The 18,723-nt window shown below is 74.1% G+C and carries 11 protein-coding genes; 7 read left to right on the top strand and 4 right to left on the bottom strand.

Annotated elements, in window-relative coordinates:
- Nucleotides 1–27 precede the first annotated feature (27 nt).
- Together B7C62_11805 and B7C62_11800 are read right to left on the bottom strand one after the other, a co-directional pair.
- Nucleotides 28–819, bottom strand: a complete 792-nt coding sequence (locus B7C62_11805; GenBank protein ID ARF72877.1) for a teichoic acid ABC transporter ATP-binding protein — start codon at nucleotides 817–819, stop codon at nucleotides 28–30.
- The gene (locus B7C62_11800; protein ARF72876.1) at nucleotides 812–1,717 is read right to left on the bottom strand and encodes an ABC transporter; all 906 of its coding nucleotides are present in this window, start codon (nucleotides 1,715–1,717) and stop codon (nucleotides 812–814) included. The genes B7C62_11805 and B7C62_11800 overlap by 8 nt, the downstream gene beginning before the upstream one ends.
- 177 nt (nucleotides 1,718–1,894) lie before the next feature.
- Between B7C62_11800 and B7C62_11795 the strand changes: the two genes are divergently transcribed.
- Nucleotides 1,895–2,518 (top strand): TetR family transcriptional regulator, encoded by a 624-nt coding sequence (locus tag B7C62_11795; protein ARF77113.1) that lies wholly within the window; start codon nucleotides 1,895–1,897, stop codon nucleotides 2,516–2,518.
- Nucleotides 2,519–2,554: 36 nt separating this feature from the next.
- Here the strand turns inward: B7C62_11795 and B7C62_11790 are convergent, their stop codons facing one another.
- Both B7C62_11790 and B7C62_11785 read right to left on the bottom strand, forming a co-directional pair.
- Nucleotides 2,555–3,715: a hypothetical protein gene (locus tag B7C62_11790; protein ARF72875.1), complete on the bottom strand. Its 1,161-nt coding sequence runs from the start codon at nucleotides 3,713–3,715 to the stop codon at nucleotides 2,555–2,557.
- Nucleotides 3,716–3,932: 217 nt separating this feature from the next.
- A complete protein-coding gene (locus tag B7C62_11785; GenBank protein ID ARF72874.1) occupies nucleotides 3,933–7,637 on the bottom strand; it encodes a CDP-glycerol:glycerophosphate glycerophosphotransferase in 3,705 nt (1,234 codons plus the stop codon).
- Between the two features lie 101 nt (nucleotides 7,638–7,738).
- Between B7C62_11785 and B7C62_11780 the strand changes: the two genes are divergently transcribed.
- The 6 genes from B7C62_11780 to B7C62_11755 all read left to right on the top strand — a co-directional run bounded on the left by B7C62_11780 (nucleotide 7,739) and on the right by B7C62_11755 (nucleotide 18,697).
- Nucleotides 7,739–8,935 (top strand): glycosyl transferase, encoded by a 1,197-nt coding sequence (locus B7C62_11780; GenBank protein ID ARF72873.1) that lies wholly within the window; start codon nucleotides 7,739–7,741, stop codon nucleotides 8,933–8,935.
- Nucleotides 8,936–8,991: 56 nt separating this feature from the next.
- On the top strand, nucleotides 8,992–9,750 hold the full coding sequence (locus B7C62_11775) for a methyltransferase type 11 (protein ID ARF72872.1): 759 nt from the start codon (nucleotides 8,992–8,994) through the stop codon (nucleotides 9,748–9,750).
- A gap of 44 nt (nucleotides 9,751–9,794) precedes the next feature.
- Nucleotides 9,795–10,682: a methyltransferase gene (locus B7C62_11770; protein ARF77112.1), complete on the top strand. Its 888-nt coding sequence runs from the start codon at nucleotides 9,795–9,797 to the stop codon at nucleotides 10,680–10,682.
- A 295-nt stretch (nucleotides 10,683–10,977) separates the two neighbouring features.
- Nucleotides 10,978–14,481, top strand: a complete 3,504-nt coding sequence (locus B7C62_11765) for a CDP-glycerol:glycerophosphate glycerophosphotransferase (protein ID ARF72871.1) — start codon at nucleotides 10,978–10,980, stop codon at nucleotides 14,479–14,481.
- Nucleotides 14,478–17,558, top strand: a complete 3,081-nt coding sequence (locus B7C62_11760) for a CDP-glycerol--glycerophosphate glycerophosphotransferase (protein ARF72870.1) — start codon at nucleotides 14,478–14,480, stop codon at nucleotides 17,556–17,558. Before B7C62_11765 ends, B7C62_11760 begins: the two co-directional genes overlap by 4 nt.
- A complete protein-coding gene (locus B7C62_11755; protein ID ARF72869.1) occupies nucleotides 17,555–18,697 on the top strand; it encodes a glycosyl transferase in 1,143 nt (380 codons plus the stop codon). The genes B7C62_11760 and B7C62_11755 overlap by 4 nt, the downstream gene beginning before the upstream one ends.
- Nucleotides 18,698–18,723: the final 26 nt, after the last annotated feature.

The raw sequence follows: 18,723 nt of genomic DNA, 5'->3' as shown, positions 1-18,723 counted from the left end.
CGCCCCGGGCCGCCTGGGCCGGGGGGGCTACTTGCGCTTCGTGAACGCCTCGTACGCCGCCACCACGTCCTCCGCCGGGCCGTCCATCCTCAGCGTGCCCGCCTCCAGCCACAGCGCCCGGTCGCAGGTCTCGGTGATGGACTTGTTGCTGTGGCTGACCAGGAAGACCGTGCCCGCCTCGGCGCGGAGCTCCTTGATGCGGTCCTTGCTGCGGCGCCGGAACTTCGCGTCGCCCGTGGAGAGCGCCTCGTCGATCAGGAGGACGTCGTGGCTCTTGGCGGCCGCGATGGAGAAGCGGAGCCGGGCGCCCATGCCGGAGGAGTACGTACGCATCGGGAGCGAGATGAAGTCGCCCTTCTCGTTGATGCCGGAGAAGTCGACGATCTCGTCGTAGCGTTCGCGGATCTGCTCGCGCGTCATTCCCATCGCGAGCCCGCCCAGCACCACGTTGCGCTCACCGCTCAGATCGCTCATCAGGGCCGCGTTCACCCCGAGCAGCGAGGGCTGGCCCTGGGTGTGGACCTTGCCGCTCGACGGGGGGAGCAGGCCCGCGATGGCCTTCAGCAGCGTCGACTTGCCCGAGCCGTTGGAACCGATCAGGCCGATCGCCTCGCCCTTGTACGCGGCGAAGCTGACCCCCTTCACGGCGTGCACCTGGCGTGCGCCGGGGGTACGGCGGCGCGTGGTGAGCCTGCTGAGCGCCGAGGTCGCGCTGCCCCTGCCGGTGCGGGCGCCGTTGACCGTGTACGTGATGTGGACGTCGTCCACCACGACGGTCGGGACGCGGAGGTCGTCGGGGATGTCCTGGTGCTCAGCCACGGCCGTACGTCTCCTCCGCCTTCCAGAAGTACACGAATCCCGCCACCCCGCACAGCAGCGCCCACCCGGCCGCCGCCGCCCACACGTGCGGCGGCAGCTGCGCCCCGGTGTAGCTGTCGATGAGGGCGTACCGCATGAGGTTGATGTAGAGCGCCGCCGGGTTGTACTCCAGGATCACCATCACCGCGTGCGGCAGCCGCTCTCCCGCCAGCAGGTGGTCCAGGCTCCACATCACGCCGGAGGAGTACATCCAGGTCCGCAGCACGAACGGCATCAGCTGCGCGATGTCCGGGGTCTTCGCCGTCAGCCGGGCCACGGCCATCGAGACGCCGGTGTTGAACACCGCCTGGAGCGCGAGCGCCGGAACGGCCAGCAGCCAGGACGGCCGCGGGAACTGGCCGAACACCAGCAGGATCAGGGTCAGCGCCCCCAGCGAGAACAGCAGCTGCTGCACCTGCTGGAGCGCCAGCGCCACCGGCAGCGAGGCGCGCGGGAAGTGCAGGGCCCGCACCAGCCCGATGTTGCCGCTGATCGCCCGGGTGCCCGCGGTGATCGAGCTGCTGGTGAAGGTCCAGATGAAGACCCCGGTGACCAGGAACGGAACGAAGTCCTCCACCCCGCGCCTGGTGTCCATCAGGACGCCGAAGATGAAGTAGTAGACGGCCGCGTTGAGCAGCGGCGTCATGATCTGCCAGACCTGCCCGAGCTTCGCCTGGCTGTACTGGGCCGTCAGCTTGGCCGTCGCGAACGCGGAGATGAAGTGCCGCCGCCCCCAGAGCTGCCGGAGGTACGCGGGCAGCGAGGGCCGCGCGCCGCTGACCGTCAGTCCGTGCCGGGCGGCGAGAGCGGCCAGCTCACCGGGGGCGTACGTGGGAGCGCCCGGTGCGGGGGTGCTCACCGGGGGCGGCGGGGCTGCTGTCTGGCTCACCACGAACGATCACCTTCGACGCATACGGGAGGGGGGAGGACGGTACGGTCGCGTGGGGACGCCCTCGTTGGGACGGGACCGTTTCGTCGTAACGCCGAGAGTAGGACGCTTGTACGTCGCAACGCAACCGTCCCGTCGTGGCGCACTATCATTCGGGCCATGACCACCGAACGGGGAACCCGCCGCCGCGCCCCAGCGGGCGCCGCCGTCCTGCGCGAGGACGTCACCGACGCCATCCGCGCGGCCGTCTTCGAGGAACTGGCCGCGGTGGGCTTCGCCCGGATGTCCATCGAGGGCATCGCGCGCCGCGCCGGGGTCGGCAAGACCGCCGTCTACCGCCGCTGGAAGTCCAAGCTCGCCCTCGTCCTCGACCTGGTCGCGGCCGTCGCCGCGCAGGGGATGCCCGCCCCGGCCACCGGTTCGCTGTACGGGGACGTGCGCGCCGTCCTCGAACTCGCCGCCTACGCCCTGCGCCACCCGGTCGCCTCGCAGGTCATCCCGGACCTGCTGGTGGAGGCGGCCCGCAACCCGGAGATCTCCGAGGCGATCAAGGCCGCCCTGCTCGACCAGCAGCAGGGCGTCGCCGCCGTGGTGGTGCGGGAAGCGGTGGCCCGGGGCGAGCTGCCGGAGGGGAGCGATCCGGACCGGGCGCTCGACCTGATCGTGGGGCCGCTGTACTGGCGCCTCGTCGTGGTCCGGGGCGAGCTGCCGAAGGGGTATCTGGACGATCTGGCCGCCTCGGCGGTCGCCGCGCTGCGCAGCGGCGGCTGAGGCGGCCCGTTCACCGTTCGGACGGACGGCCGGAGGTCACCGCTCCGCCACGCGCGCCAGCACCTCTCCCGTACGCGGGCTGTACGCCAGCACCGTCGCGTTCTCCGGCAGCCGCTGGAACCGGGTGAGCAGCGCCCACCGCACCCCGTACCGCCCGGTGATCCGGTCCCGTTCCTCCTGCGGGGTCGCCGGGTCCAGGTAGGCCGTCACCGCCCGGCCCCGCGCGCGCCGCTCCGCCGCCGGGAGCCCCGCGTCGGGCACCTCGTCCGCGAGGACGAACGCCCCGTGCCCGGCCAGGGCGTACATCGCCGGGAGGCTGTCCGTCAGCACCACCTCACCGGGCGGGATGTGCGCGGTGGCCCAGGTGTACGGCTCCCCGGAGGCGGGGACCCCGTCGCCCGACGGGCTGCTCGTGGCCCCGGCCGACGCCGGGGGCCGCACGGCGGTGAGCCCGTTGTAGTACGGCCACACCGCCGCCACGGCCGCCGCGCACAGGGCGGCCAGCGCCCACCTCCGTACGGTCGGCCGAATCCGGGTCCGCTGCTTCACCGCGATCAGCGCGACCACGCCCAGCGCCGCACCGAGCGCCGTCGGCGGGTGGACCAGCAGGACGAGCCCGAGCAGGACCCCGATCCCGGCCGCCTCCGCCCACCGGGGCACCCTCCCCGGCGGCCGTCCGGGGCGCGGCCGGGGGACCCGGGTGACCGCGCGCCCGGTCCAGGCCCACAGGTTCAGGGTGAGCGCCACGGCGAACGTGCTCGGCGCGCTCCACCGCCCCGGGTCCGCCCAGTGGATCAGGGCCGGCGGGATCAGCGCGAGGACCGGCACCCAGCGGCTCGGGGTCAGCAGCCGGGCCAGCCGGCCGATCCCGGTCAGCAGCAGCGCCAGGTTCACGGCGGCGGACAGCGCGAGCACGGACGGGCCGGAGAGCCCGCTGAACCGGGCGGTCACCCCCTGGAGAACGGCGTACGGGGAGTAGTGCGCGCTGGCCACGGCGGGCAGGTCCGTCATCGGGAACGCCGGGTGCAGCAGACTGCTCCGCAGCCGTTCGACGACCGCCGCGTTCAGTCCGGCCTCGCAGCACATCGGCACGTTCCAGGCCGCCGCCGACAGCACCGCCCACAGCAGCCCGCCCAGCAGGACGAACGGCGAGGGCAGCCACCGGGGCGCTACGACGTGCTCGTCGTCAACGGCCACCGAGGGCGGGGGAGGAGGGGAAGGAGCGTCGGACGGGGCGGGTGTGGGAGAGGAGAGGGACACAGGTCATGGGTTCCGTGCCCGGGGCCGTCCCTCCCGGCCGCCACTCTTCCGGGGGAAGTATGGCGACCGCGCTCACGGCCCGCTTACGGGCGGCAGGTGCGGCGGTCCGCCTGCGGGCACGTACGGCTCCTCCGGACACGTACGGCGGTCCGCGTCACGGGGCGTCCGTCAGCAGCCGGTCCGCGACCCGGGCCGCCGCCCCGCCGTCGTCCAGGTCGCAGTAGTCGCGGCGGAAACTCTCGTACGCGTCCGCGTGCCGGGCGGCCAGGGCCCCGGTGGAGCGCAGCGCCTGCGCCACCTCCTCCGTCGTGACCAGCAGCGGACCGGGCGCCCGGGTCTCGAAGTCCAGGCAGAAGCCGCGCACGGTGTCGCGGTAGTGCTCCAGGTCGTACGTGTGGAACAGCATCGGGCGGCCCGTCAGCGCGAAGTCGAACATCAGCCCCGCGTAGTCGGTCACCAGGACGTCCGCGACGAGAAGGAGCCCGGCCGCCCCCGGGTGGCGCGAGACGTCCAGCACACCGGGCCCGTCCTGGACCCCGCCCGTGACCCGGGGGTGCCTGCGGACCAGCACCGTGTGGCCGGGGCCCAGCGAGCGCGCGAGGGCGTGCGGGTCGAGCGCCGGGTCCCAGCGGTACGGGCCCGGGGTCGTGGGGTCGGCGGAGTCGCGGGACGCGGCCGGGGGGTGGGCCAGGTGGTCGCGGTAGGTCGGCGCGCACAGGACCACGCGGTGGTCCTCCGGGACGCCGAGCGCGCGCCGGACCTCCTCGGCCGCCTTGTCCCGGTCGGGCGGGAACAGCACGTCGTTGGCAGGCGATCCGGCCTCCAGCACCTCGCCCCCGTACGCCAGTGAGCTACGCAGCAACGGGGTGGCGAAACGGCTCGGGGAGACCAGGACCGACCACTGGGCCGATCGGTGCGCCAGGGTGGCGAGATGCTGGTGGTCGGCGTAGAGGGTGCCCGTCAGACCGGTGCCGAAGCGGCCGAGCGGGGTGCCGTGCCAGGTCTGGACGACCGTCTGCCCGGGGCGCCGCTCGAACCAGGCGGGCAGCTGGTCGTCCGTGACGATCCGGCGGGCGCGGGCCAGCGCCTCGTACCAGGCGGCGCTGTGCACGGGGACGGCCCGCGCGCCGGGCGGTACGTGGGTCGTACGGCCGGGGGCGGTACCGGTGACCCACAGGTGCTCGCTCTCCACCCCCCGGCGCACGAGCTCGGCGTGCACGGCGCGTGGGGAGTCCCCGCCCGCGCCGCCCACGTAGAGGACGGCGTCGAGGAGCGGGGGCGCGGGTGTGGGGTGGTACGTCTCGCGGTGGTGCGCGTCACGGTGGTGCGTCTCGCCGTGGTGCGCGCGGTGGTGCGCGTCGCGCAGGAGCCGTCTGCTGTACGCGCTCCGCTCGGCGACCGGGAGCGCCGGTTCCGCCACGACGGTCAGCCGGTCGCCGTTCCGCCGCTCCAGGGCGAGGCCGGAGTCGCCGCAGGGCAGCCGGGCGGCGAGGGAGGCGAGGACGCGTACGGGGTGACCGTCCAGGTGGAGGCTCCAGCGGCCGACGGGGAGCGGCGGGGCGATCCGCGCGGAGAAGCGGGCGGTGGGGTGGCCGGTGGAGCGGTCGGCGGGGTGGCCCGTGGGGTGGTTCTCGACGGTGAGCTCCGTGACGGGGACCGTCTCGTGCAGGGTCTCGTGACGGAGGACGAGCCGAGCGCCGATGCCGCTGCCGATGCCACTGCTGGTGCCGGACACCGCTCCCGAGCCCGCCGTCCCCGCGCCCGAGGACACCGCTCCCGCTCCCGAGGTGGCCACCCCGCCCGAGGAGGCCACTCCGTACGTCCCCGAGACCCGCAGCGATCCGTCCTCCAGCCGCTCCACCCGGTCCGCCACCGGCAGCCCGCCCAGGTCGACCACCAGCTCTCCCGCCGCGTCCGCGCACGCGGGCGGCGGCAGCTCCGGGGCGGCGGGCAGCGGGATGCGGGTCCCGTCGGCGAGCAGCAGCCGGGTCCGCCAGCGCGCGCCGCTCTCCGCCGCGACCTCACGGGGGCCCCGGTGCACGGCGGGCGGCACGGCGGCGAGCCCGTCGAGCGGAACGCGCACGGTGAACGCCGTCCCCCGCCCCCCGCCCCCCACCGCACCGGCCCCGCACCCACCCGGGACCGCGTCCCCACCCGGGACCGCACCCCCACCCGGAACCCCGCACTCCACCGGGAACGAGCGCTCCTCGTCCCCCTCCCGCATCAGCACCAGGGCCACGGGCTCAGGGCCTCCGAAGGACCGGCCCGCCAGCTCCAGCGCGCCCCCCTCCGCGCCCCCGCTCCCCGCCACCAGCGCCCCCGGCCGCGACACCCGCACCCGCAGCCGCCCGCCCCGGTGGTCGAGCACCGCCCGCCGCCCGTCCCCCAGGTCGTGCACGAGCGGCTGCTCCGCGCCCGCGTCCACCGCGCGCACCGCCACCCGCCGGACCGTCCCGCGCACCGCGACGACCAGCCCGACCAGCCAGCCGCCCTCGCCACCGTCCCCCGTCGCGGGCAGCCGGTCCGGATCGAGGACCATCTCGAAGCCCGCGTGGTCGTAACCGTGCAGCTCCTGACCGGAGTTCACCGTCGCCTCGGGCACCGGAACCGCCCGCACCGGTACGGTCCGCACGCGGCGGGCCTCCTCCGCCCGGACCATCCCCACCCTGAGCTGCTGCCGCGCCGCCCCGGCCGGCAGGTTGCGCAGATAGGCGTACCCGCGCAGCCGGAGCTTCCCGTCCGCGCCCCACCGCGCCTCCACGAGCCGTGCGACCGCCGGTACGTCGGTGCGCGCGAGCCGGGTGCTCGCGCCGCGCACGCCGGGGTAGACCGCCCGCCGCCGCCCCGGCGGCCCCTCCACGGCGAACGTCCCCACCCCGTTGGCCCGCTCGAAGGCGAGGACGGCCAGCAGCTCGTCCAGCCGCCGCTCCCGCACCAGCCGCCACTTGACGCGCAGCTCCACCGGCAGCCCCTCCAGCACCCCGGCCCCCGCCCGCTCGACGAACGCCCCGGCCCCCTCCAGGAACGCCGCCCGGTACGCCGCGCCGCCCATCGGCAGGCCGTCCAGGAAGTACCCGAAGTCGTCGCGCAGACAGGACGCGTCGTACGCCCGCCGCCGCTCCGCCCCCCCGTGCTCGCCCAGGAACGCGCTGACCTGCTCACACGCGTCGATCCGGTCCCGTACGCCCGTGACGTCCGTACGCCGCCGGGTGATCGAACCCTCCCGCACCCGCCAGTAGTAGACGTGCTCGTGCAGGACGTCGACCGCCCCGGCGAGGTGGTGCGCGGGGATCATCACCGGGGTGTCCTCGTACAGCTTCCCCTCGGGGAAGGCGAAGGCGTGCCCGTCCCAGAAGGAGCGCCGGAACACCTTGTTCCACGCCACCCGGTCGGCCAGCAGGCGCGGGTCCCGGGTGATGTGGGTGCGGCGGCGGGAGGCGGTCAGCCAGCGGTACTGCCACGCCTGCCGCCGCCCCTGCCCGGTCAGCCGCCACACGTTGCCGGTCACCAGATCGGAGCCGGTCGACTCCAGGGAGGCCACCATCCGCTCGTACGCGTCGTGGACGACGAAGTCGTCGCTGTCCGCGAACGCCAGGTAGGGCACGGCCGAAGTGGTGTGCCGGACACCGGTGTTGCGGGCCGCGCTTAGGCCCGCGTTCTTCTGCCGGACCAGCCGGAAGCGGCTGTCGCGGGCGGCGAACCCCGCCGCGATCCGGGCGCTGCCGTCCGTCGAGCCGTCGTCGACCATCACCACCTCGATCGCGTCGAGGCTCTGCTCCGCCACCGAGCGCAGGCACTCCTCTAGGTGGTCCTCGACGTTGTGGACCGGGATGACGACGCTGAGGAGCGGTGGCTTCATGTTCTGGTCAACAGGGGCCGGGTCCCGGGGTCACCGGCGCTGCCCCGAACGGGTGAACGCCGGCGGCCCGTTCCCCGCGTCCGGGATTACGCTCGGCTGCCATGCCGCCCAGAGCCTCCGCCGCGTCCGTGAAGCGGTTCGTCCGCAGGCAGGTCATGCGGGCCGCCTACCGCACCGACCTCCGCCGCCCGCTCGACCCGAACCTCGCGGTCTACGGGGCCTACTGGAACCGGGGCGTCGCCTGCAACCCCGCCGCCATCCACGCCAAGGCCCGCGAACTCGCCCCGCACATCAGGGGCGTGTGGGTCGTCTCGTCCCGGCACCGCGACCGGATGCCCCCGGGTGTGCCGTACGTCATCGAGGGCTCGCGCCCCTACTGGCGGGCGATGGCCACCGCCACGTACCTGGTCAACAACTCCAGCTTTCCCGGCGGCTTCACCAAGCGTCCCGGTCAGCGCTATCTCCAGACCCACCACGGCACCCCGCTCAAGACGATGGGCCTGGACCAGCACGCCTACCCCGAGCTGGCCCGGAAGGCGGACTTCGGCAAGATCCTGGCCCATGTGGGCCAGTGGGACTTCAGCCTCTCCGCCAACCCGCACAGCACGGAGGTCTGGGACCGCGTCTACCCGGCCGCGTACGAACATCTCGACCTCGGCTACCCCCGTAACGACGTCTACTTCACCGCCACCGCCGAGGACATCGCGAAGACCCGTGCCGGACTGGGCATCCGCGACGATCAGACCGCCCTCCTCTACGCCCCGACCCACCGCGACTACCGCGACGGCTTCGTGCCCGATCTCGACCCCGAGCACCTTGCCCGCGAACTCGGCCCGCAGTACGTCGTGTTGGTGCGCGCCCACTACTTCTACGGGCGGTCCGCCGGACTCGGGGCCGCGCCGACCGGCCGCGTCCTCGACGTCACCGCCCACCCCCGGGTCGAGGAACTCTGCCTGGCCGCGGACGCGTTGGTCACCGACTACTCCTCCCTGACCTTCGACTACGCCTGCCTGGACCGCCCGGTCGTCGTCCACGCCCCCGACTGGGACGCCTACCGCCGGACGCGCGGCACCTACTTCGACCTGCTCTCCGGCCGGCCCGGCGACACCCCCGGCCCCGTCACCACCACCCCCGGGGAGCTGGCCGAGGTGTTCCGCACGGGGGAGTGGCGCTCGCCCGCCTCGGCCGCGCTGCGCACCGCGTTCCGGGAGCGGTTCTGCCCGTACGACGACGGGGGCGCGGCGGAACGGGTCGTACGGCGGTTCTTCGGCGTCCCCTTTGCCCCGCACGGTCGTTGATTCCGACAGCTCACCTGCACAGCGAGGCACGTACACAGCGAGGTTGGGAGACGTCCATGCACCGGTCCGCCTACGAGCAGATGGAACTCTGCGTCCGGGAGTATCTGCCGGTCGAAGGGCCCGCGTCCGGTAGCGGCACCTACCGGGTCGTCGACCTCGGCTCCCGTGTCTCCGGCAAGCAGACCCGCACCCACCGGGCGCTCCTGGCCGACCACCCGGTCGACTACTTCGGCGTGGATGTGCAGGACGGGCCCAACGTGGACGCGGTGATGAGGAAGCCGTACCGCATCCCCGCCCGCTCCAACAGCGCCGATGTCGTGCTCTCCGGGCAGGCGTTCGAGCACATCCCGTTCTTCTGGGCCTCCATGCTGGAGATCGCCCGCGTCCTGAAGCCGGGCGGCCACGCCTTCATCACCGCGCCCTCGCGCGGCCATGTCCACGATGCCCAGGACTGCTGGCGCTACTACCCGGACGGGTTCCGCGCCCTCGCCGCCCACTCCCGGCTCGAACTCCGCGAGGCGTACACGGACTTCCCGCCGCGGAAGGGCATCTGGCACGACTACCGGGCCATCGACGGGAAGGCCGCCTACTGGGGCGACTCCGTCGGCGTCTTCCGCAAGCCGCGGCGCTACCCCCGGCTGACGATGTTCGCCGTACGGGAGGTGGCGGTCTGGTGGGCGAACCGGGTCGGCGGCGTCGGCTCCGTACCGCTGCCCCCGCCGCTCGACGGCCGTGAGCGGTGCGGACGTCCGAAGACCACCCCCGTACCGGCACCTTCGCTCGAACAGAACCCGCCCCGATCAATGGCAGGTTGACGAAAAGTGACATGCGCCACAAAGCGCGCGTACTGTCCCGGTGCATGGCTTGGCGCAACGCCGTCAACGGCGTCCTTCAGCAGCTCACCGGATACCAGCTCAGGCGCGTGACGGTGCCCGCCGCCCGCACGGCACCGGCCGATCCCGCCCCGGCCCCCGCCCCCACCGCGGCGACGGCGCCGGAGACCGAGCCGAAGGCCCCAATGAAAGCCCCGGTGAAGACTCCGGCGAAGACCCCGGTGAAGAAGCCCGCCCTCGCCTTCCCGGAGGACTACGACGACGAGGCCAGGGAGATCATCCGGGCGGTCAAGCCGTACACGATGACCTCGCCTGAGCGGCTCAACGCCTTCATCCTCGCCACCCGGTACATCGCCCGGCACAACATCCCCGGCGACATTGTCGAGTGCGGGGTCTGGCGCGGCGGCTCCATGCAGGCATGCGCCCGGACCCTGCTCTCCGTCGGGGAGACCGAGCGCGAGCTCCACCTCTTCGACACGTACGAGGGCATGACCCCGCCCACCGCCGAGGACCTGCGGCGCGACGGCCGCCCGGCCCAGGAACTGCTGGACGCCCAGGGCAAGGACCGGCCGATCTGGGCGGTCGCCTCGCTGGAGGACGTACAGGCCGGGTTCGAACAGGTCCCGTACCCGAAGGAGCGCGTCCACTACGTGCGGGGGCCCGTGGAGGACACCGTCCCCGGGCAGGCGCCGGAGCAGATCTCGATCCTGCGGCTCGACACCGACTGGTACGCCTCCACCCGGCACGAGTTGGAGCACCTGTACCCCCGGCTGGTCAGCGGCGGTGTGCTGCTGATCGACGACTACGGCTACTGGCAGGGATCGCGGCAGGCCGTGGACGAGTTCCTCGACAAGACCGGCGAGCGGCTGTTGCTGCTGCGCATGGACGAGGGCCGGATCGCCGTCAAGCCCTGAGCCCTTCGCCCCACGGAAGCAGCGAGCCCCGTGCCCTTCCCGGTACGGGGCTCGACCGCGTCACGGGCGCGTCCCCCGTACGCGTGAACCCGCCCCCTCGCGCGTCAACCCGCCCTCGCCGTCACCCGAACGGCTCCCCTCGGGTGACCGGTCCCCGTGGCGCGGGTTGTACCCCACGGCCCCCCGCGCCCCCGTCGGTTCCTCCTGCCGCCCGCCGGGTTCCCCAGTCGTCCGCAGGTCCCCCCGTCGTCCGTTGGTTCCCCTTGTCGTCCGCCCGGAAGGATCGTGCGCCGCGATGGCACCCCGTCTCACCGTCGTCGTCCCCCTCTACAACGTCGAGGAGTACCTCGGTGCCTGCTTGACCTCGCTCGCCGAACAGACCATGGCCGACCTGGAGGTCGTCCTTATCGATGACGGCTCCACGGACAACGGGCCCGCTGTGGCACAGGAGTTCGTGGACCGCGACCCCCGCTTCCGGATGGTCCGCCAGGAGAACGCCGGGCTGGGCGCCGCCCGTAACGCGGGGGTCCGGGAGGCCCACCCCCAGGGGGAGTTCCTGACGTTCGTCGACAGTGACGACATCGTCCCCCCGGGCGCGTACGAGCGGATGCTCGCCGAACTCGACCGCTCCGGCTCCGACTTCGCCACCGGCAACGTGCTGCGGCTGCGGGCGAACGGGGCGCTCGAACAGTCCCCGATGTTCCGCAAACCGATGGAGAAGGCCCGCGCGGCCACCCACGTCACCCGGGACTGGCTGCTGCTCGGCGACCGCATCGCCTGCAACAAGGTGTTCCGCCGCGCCTTCTGGGACGAGCACGCCTTCGCCTTCCCCGAGGGCGTGCTGTACGAGGACATCGCCGTCGTCCTGCCCGCCCACTTCCTGGCCCGCTCGGTCGATGTCGTCGAGGAGCCCGTCTACCACTGGCGCGACCGGGACGGCTCGATCACCACCCGGCGGGCCGTCCCCCGGGGCATCCGCGACCGGGTCACCGCCGTCACCACCGTCAGCGGCTTCCTCGCGGCCCGCCCCGAACTGGCCGGGGAGGCGGCCAAGCGGCGGTACGACGCGCACGCGCTCTCCGGTGATCTGTGGCTGTTCATCGAGGCCCTGCCGGACGGCGACGAGGAGTTCCACACGGCCTTCCTCGACCACGCGGGCGCCTTCGCCGCCACCGTCGCGCCCGAAGTCCTCGCCGGTCTGCCGCTGGACCTGCGGGTCAAGTGGCAGCTCATCCGGGAGCGCCGGATCGCCGAACTCCTCGCGCTGCTCGCGGAGGAGAAGCGCGACCGGGACACCTTCCACGTACGCGGACGCCTCCGCCCCCGCGCCCACCACCCCGCCGTCCGCGACCCGCTGCCGCCCGCCGCCACCGCGCTCACCGCCGCCGACCTGCCCGTCCACGCCCACCTCACCGAGGCCGTGTGGCGGGACGGGCTGCTGCGGCTGACCGGGTACGCCTATGTGCGCAACGCCCCGGGCGGGCGCCCTCGGCTCGGCTGGCTGCGGTCCGGGAAGCGGCTGATCCCGCTGCGCCTGCGCCCCACCGGAGGCACCGGGGGCACTGGAGGCACCGACGGCCCGGGCGGCTCCGGCGGTACCGGCGGCGACGAGGCCACCGCTCGCTCCGGCCGCTCCCTGCACCGCTACGCGCACGCCGGGTTCGAGGCGGTTGTCGACCCGCGCGCGATCGCCGGAAAGGCCCGGGGCGCCCGGACGGTCTGGAAGCTGGAGGCCGCCCTGTTCGGCGCGGGGCGGGTGCGCCGGGGCCCGATGCGGCTGACCGGCACCCCGGCCCCGCCCGTCGCCCGGTACGTCGACGAGCGCACCCGGGTCGTCCCCGTACTCTCCGGCAACAAGCTGGAGTTGCGCGCCGAACGCGTCGCCGCCGTCCTCACCGGCCAGTCCGCCGCCGACGGTTCCCTCCGCCTCGAAGTGAAGGTCCTCGAAGACGACGGACCCGCAGCGCTGCGGCTGACCGAGTGGCGCACCAAGGAGACCCAGGAGTTCGCCCTGCGCGGCTCGCCCGGCTCCCGGTCCGCCGACATCCCGTTCAGCACCTTCCAGCGTGAGGGCGATGTGTGGGGCGTACAACTCGTCGGCGGCAAGGGAAGGTTGACGGTCGCCGCCCGGACTGATGCCGAGGACGGGCGCTATCCGCTCCCCGGCGGCCGTGAGCTGTACGCGGCCCCCAACCCGTCCGGCGACCTCGTCCTCACCGACCGGGCCGTCCAGCCCGTCGTCACCTCCGTGGAGTGGGGCGAGGGCGGGGAGCTGGTCCTCGAAGGGGCCTTCCCGGAGCCGTCCGGCACCATCGGCGAGCTGGTGCTCCGGCACAGCGGCCACCACGAAGAAGCGCTTGCGGAAGTTGAGTTGGGGGAGGGCGGTCGCTTCCGGGCCGCCGTCCGGCCCGCCGCCGTCGACGGGCCCGGCGGTCCGCTGCCGCTCGCCGAGGGCCGCTGGTACCTCTTCCTCCGTACGCCGGGCGAGCGCGACCCCGACGCGTACCGGCCGCTGCGGCTGAGCACCCCGCTCCACGCCACCCTGCCCCTCCAACGGGGCGCGGGATCACGGCCCTTCACCCTCCAGCGACGCCACCACGACCGGCTCGTCCTGGAGTCGGGCAGCGCCCTGCCGGTCACCGAGCGGGGCCCGTACGGGCAGCGGCTCCAGCGCGAGCGGTACGCCGTACTGCGCACCGCCGACCGCGGCCGACTCCGCCCGGTCGCCCTCTACTCCAGCTTCGACGGCCGCCAGTACTCCGACTCGCCCCGCGCGATCCAGCGCGAACTGGCCGCCCGGGCACCGGACATCGAGCACCTGTGGACCGTCCGCGACCAGCAGGCGGCCGTGCCCGAGGGCATCCGTGCCGTCGCCCTGCACAGCGCCGAGTGGTACGAGGCGCTCGCCCGCAGCCGCTGGATCGTCACCAACACCCATCTGCCGCAGTGGTTCGAGCGGGCCGAGGGCCAGTGTGTCGTCCAGACCTGGCACGGCACCCCGCTCAAGCGCATCGGCCGCGACCTCGCGGGCGCCCCGCACGCGGACACCGCCTACATGGCCTCCATGGAACACCGGTCCGCCCAGTGGAGCCTGCTCGTCTCCCCGAACAGCTTCTCCACCCCCGTCCTGCGCCGCGCCTTCGGCTACTCCGGCGAGGTCCTGGAGTGCGGCTACCCGCGCAACGACCTGCTGTACGCGCCCGACCGGGCGAAGGTCGCCGCCGCCGTACGGGAGCGGCTCGCGATCCCCGAGGGGCGGCGCGTCGTCCTGTACGCACCTACCTGGCGCGAGGACCGGCCCCGGCAGGGCGGACGGTACGACCCCGACCTCCAACTCGACCTGGAACAGGTCGAGAAGGACCTCGGCGAGGACCATGTCCTCCTCGTCCGCCGTCACTACCTCGTCGGCGGCAGCGTCCCCGACACCGACGCCGTCCGGGACGTCTCGCGCCACCCGGACGCCGCCGAACTGCTGCTGATCAGCGATGTCCTGGTCACCGACTACTCCTCGATCATGTTCGACTTCGCTCAGACCGGCCGCCCCATGCTCTTCCACACCCACGACCTGGCGCACTACCGGGACACCCTGCGCGGCTTCTGCTTCGACTTCGAGCACCGCGCCCCCGGGCCGCTGATCCCCGACTCCGCCGGGATCGTGGCCGCCCTGCGCGACCCGGAGGCGGCCGTCGCCGGGCACCGGGACGCGTACGAGCGGTTCCGGGAGGCGTTCTGCGATCTCGACGACGGGAGCGCGGCCGTGCGGGTCGTCGACCGGATGCTCAAGGGGGCCCAGGAATGACCGACTTCAGCTGTGTGATCGCCGCAGGCGGAAGCGCCGGAGGGGGAGAAGGGGACGGTGAAGGCCGGGGAGGCGCAGACGCCCTGCGCGCCTCCGTCGCCTCCGTCCTCGGCCAGTCGCTGCGCGCCGCCGAGGCCGTCGTCGTCCTCGGCCCCGGCGCCGGAGCACCCGTCCGCACCGCCGCCCGCGCCCTGGCCGACTCCGCCCCCGACCGGGTCCGCCTCGTCCCCGCCGACCCGGACGCCCGCACCACCGGCGCCCTGCGCAACACGGGCCTGGACGCGGCAACCGGCCGGTACGTCCTCGTGCTCACCCCCGGCGAGCTCCTCCACCGCCACGCCTGCCGCAACCTCTGGCAGGCGGGCGAGCGCAGCCGCGCCGATCTCGTCGCCGGGCGGTGGAGCCGGACCACGGGGGAGGGCGGCAAGGAGCAGGAGCCGCCGTGGCAGGAGGAGCTGTACGCCGCCTCCCGTACCGTCACCCGCTTCACCGACGCCCCCCAACTCGTCGTCCGGGACGCCCTGGTGACCGGATTCTGTCTGCGCCGGGAAGCCCTCCTGCGCCACGGGCTGCGGTACGAGGAGGACGTGCCGTACGGCGAGCTCCTCTTCGGCCCCCTCGCGGCGGCGGCCGTCGGCCGGATCGCGCTCGTACGGCGGCTGATCGTGACCGGCCGGGCCGTACCCGACCGGGCCCGCGACCTCGCCGCCCTCGTGGCGGCCCACCGCGGGGTCGCCGCCGCCCTGGCCGACCACGGGCTGCCCGAACTCCGCGAGGAGCGGGAACGGGCCTTCGTACAGGACCACTTGGTGCCGCTCGCCCGCTCCTTCCCCCGGCTCCCCGCCGCCCGCCGCACCCGGGCTGCCGCCACGGCCGCCCGTGTCCTCACCGCCCCCGTACCGGGCGGACTGCCGCCGCTGGAACGGGTCGCGGCCACCCTGCTGGCCCGGGGCGACGCGGAGGGCGTCCTGACGGCGGCGTACGCGCTGAGCCGACCCGCCACCGTCTGTTCCCCGGTGGTCCCGGGCGAGGACGGGCGGGTGCGCTGGGGCGGCGAGGGCCCGGCGGAGGCCGACGCGGGCGATCAGGGGACGGTGGAGGCCGATCAAGGGGTGGTGGAGGCCAATCAGGGAGCGGTGGAGGCCGATCATGGGGCGGTGGATGTCGATGTCACCGAACTCGGCTACCAGTACCGCGTGTTCGGCGAGGCCCGGCTGATGAACCGGCTCACCCGCTGCGCCGCCGAGGAGGGGCGGCTGCTGCTGGAGGGCCGCCTTGTGCTGCCGCCGCGCACCGCCCCCGGGGCCGCGGCCACCGGCCCCGGCGCCCCCCTCACCGCCACCCTGGAGTTCCGGGCCCGGGGAGGGGCGCGCGCCGTCGCGTTCCCGGTGGCGGACGTGCGGTGCGACGGGACCGGGGTCACTTGGGGGGCGCGCGCCGATATCGCCCGCCTCCTGCGGCCCCTCGGCATCCGCGACACCGTCTGGGACGCGCGGCTGATCGTGGAGGCGGAGGGGCCACAGGGCAGGGTCCGGTCCGTCAGCGACCTCTTCGCCCCGCAGGACCAGGTGCCGGACCAGGGGCCGGGGGCGGTCCGGTTCCCCGCCCGGCCCCGGCTCGGGCCCCTGGCCGGGGACACCTGGGAGCCCTACGTCACCCTCAAGGACCACCTCGCCCTCCGTCTCACCGCCCGCCGCCGCCCGGCCCGGGCCACCCGGCGCCTGGTGCGGTACGCCACCCGCTTCCGCCCCGCCCGCAAGGCGAAGCTCCTCGCCCGCGCGCTGCGCAAACGGCTGGACCGCTACCGCTCCCGGTCCTTCAAGGCGGCTGCCTACAACAGCTGGCTCACCCGGCTCCCCGTCCGCCGGGGCTCCGTCGTCTTCGAGAGCCACATGGGCCGCTGCTACGGCGACAGCCCGCGCGCCCTGCACGAGGAGATCCGCCGCCAGGGGCTGAAGCTCCACGCCACCTGGTCCTACGAGACCTCCCCGGCGGGCTTCCCGGGCGACGCGCGCCTCGTCCGCCGCTGGTCCTGGCGGTATCTGTGGGCGCTGGCCCGCGCCGAGTACTGGATCGACAACCAGGGCTTCCCGCAGCACCTCCGCAAGCCCGCCCGCACCACCTACCTCCAGACCTGGCACGGCTCCGCGTACAAGAGGATGGGCTTCGACGAGACCCGCGTACGGCTCCAGAACGCGGCGCGGCGCGAACGCCTCCAGCAGGCCGTCCACCGCTTCGACCACTTCCTCGTCCGCTCCGAGCACGACGTGGCCACCCTCGCCCGCGCCTACCGCCTCCCCGAGGACCGGCTGCTGCGCACCGGCTACCCGCGCAACGACGCCCTGGTCGCGGAGCGCGCCCGTACGGAGAGCGAGGGGCGGCTGCCCCGTCCCCCGCTGGCCGAGGCGCTGGGGCTGGACGACCACAAGAAGGTGGTCCTGTACGCGCCGACGTTCCGGGGCGGCCCGGCGGCGGGCGGAAAGCAGAACAGGCGCCGACTGCTTCTGGACGTAAGGGAGTTCGCCGAGCGGTTCGGGGACACGCACACCCTCCTCGTCCGCGCGCACTACCTGGAGGCGGCCCGGTTCCCCGTCTGCCCGCCCGGCACGGTGATCGACGTCTCGCGCCACCACGACGTCAGCGAGATCCTTGCCCTGGCCGACGTCCTGATCACCGACTACTCCTCGATCATGTTCGACTTCGCCCTGCTGGACCGGCCCGTCCTCCTGTACGCCCCCGACCTCGACACGTACGCCGCCGAGCGCGGCAGCTACTTCGACCTGCGGGAGAAGGCGCCCGGCCCGGTGACCGCGACGCAGGAGGAACTCTTCGAGGAGCTGGCCGAGTTGAAGAAGTCCGACGCCGGTCATGGCGCCCGACGGGCCGCGTTCGCCGAGGAGTTCGGCGCCTACGACCGGGGGGACGCGGCCCGGCAGGTCGTCGCCGCCCTCTTCGGCCCCCGTACGCCCGGCCCCCGCCACACCGCCGCCCCGCGCACGGCCGATCCCTGTACCGCCGGTCCCCGTACCGCCGTCAGTCACACCACCGACCACCACGACCGGGGGGCCGGCCGATGAGCCGTGACATCTTCATCGTCTCCAACAGCACCGACGAACTCGGCGGTGTCACCGCCTGGATGTACCAGACCGCCCGCCTCTTCACCGAGCAGGGCCACCGGGTCCACACCATCGGCATCCACGCCTCCGAGCGGAAGATGGCCCTGCCCGAGCGGCCCGGCCACCCCGTCACCGCCCTCTACCCGGCCCACCCGCCGACCCCCTGGACCCCCCACGGCATCCGGGACCGCTTCCGCGTTCCGAGCCGTCGGCGGGAGGCGGCCCGGGTCGCGGAGAAGCGGCGGGCGGTCGCGCGGCTCTCCGGACTCTTCGCCGCCGCCCGGCCCGGCGCGGTCGTCGTCGTCACCCAGGTCTGGGCGATGGAGTGGGTCGGGGAGGCCGACACCACCGGGCTGCGGGTCATCGGGATGAGCCACGAGTCCTACGACTACTCCCGCGCGAGCCACCGCTACCGCTGGATCAGGAACCACTACAAGGACATCGACCACTGGCTCGTCCTCACCGAGGAGGACGCCGACCGGTGGGCGGGCGACGGCATGAACAACGTCGGCTTCCTGCCCAACGCCCTCGCCCGCCTGCCCCATCTGCCCTCCCCGCGCACCGCGAGGACCGTGGCGTCCATCGGCCGCCTCACCGACCAGAAGGGCATCGACCTGCTCCTGGACACCTGGGCCCTGGTCGCCCCGCAGCGCCCCGACTGGCGGCTGCGCGTGTACGGGACGGGCGAGGACGAGGCCGCGCTGAGGGCGCAGTGCACGGCCCTCGGGCTCGACGGGTCCGTGAAGTGGATGGGCCGTACGGACGACGTGGAGGCGGCTCTCGCGGGGGCCTCCGTCTTCGTCCAGTCCTCCCGGGGCGAGGGCTTCCCGCTGGCGCTCCTGGAAGCGATGGCCGGGGGTGTCCCGTGTGCCGCCTTCGACTGCGCGCCCGGGGTCCGCGAGATCGTCCGGGACGGTCAGGACGGGCTCCTGGCCCCCGCCGGGGACGTCCCGGCCCTCGCCGACCGGCTGCTCCGGCTGACCGGCAACCCCCGGCTGCGCGACGCGCTGGGCGACCGGGCGCGCTCCGGGGTCCAGCGGTTCTCCGAGCCGGAGGTGGGGCGGCGCTGGGAGGAGCTGTTCGCGTTCCTGGAGCGGTGAGGTCCCCGGGGCGCTGAGGCTTCTTG

Source organism: Kitasatospora albolonga (assembly GCA_002082585.1).
In the GTDB taxonomy this organism is placed as follows: Bacteria; Actinomycetota; Actinomycetes; order Streptomycetales; family Streptomycetaceae; genus Streptomyces; species Streptomyces stephensoniae.
The sequence above is the reverse complement of the archived record's forward strand: the minus strand, read 5'-3'. Positions and strand labels throughout refer to the sequence as shown.

Excerpts from the sequence above, each read along its gene's own strand:
- B7C62_11785 (ARF72874.1), bottom strand. The coding sequence starts at position 7,637 with ATGAAGCCACCGCTCCTCAGCGTCGTCATCCCGGTCCACAACGTCGAG.
- B7C62_11780 (ARF72873.1), top strand. The coding sequence starts at position 7,739 with ATGCCGCCCAGAGCCTCCGCCGCGTCCGTGAAGCGGTTCGTCCGCAGG.
- B7C62_11775 (ARF72872.1), top strand. The coding sequence starts at position 8,992 with ATGCACCGGTCCGCCTACGAGCAGATGGAACTCTGCGTCCGGGAGTAT.
- B7C62_11770 (ARF77112.1), top strand. The coding sequence starts at position 9,795 with ATGGCTTGGCGCAACGCCGTCAACGGCGTCCTTCAGCAGCTCACCGGA.
- B7C62_11765 (ARF72871.1), top strand. The coding sequence starts at position 10,978 with ATGGCACCCCGTCTCACCGTCGTCGTCCCCCTCTACAACGTCGAGGAG.
- B7C62_11760 (ARF72870.1), top strand. The coding sequence starts at position 14,478 with ATGACCGACTTCAGCTGTGTGATCGCCGCAGGCGGAAGCGCCGGAGGG.
- B7C62_11755 (ARF72869.1), top strand. The coding sequence starts at position 17,555 with ATGAGCCGTGACATCTTCATCGTCTCCAACAGCACCGACGAACTCGGC.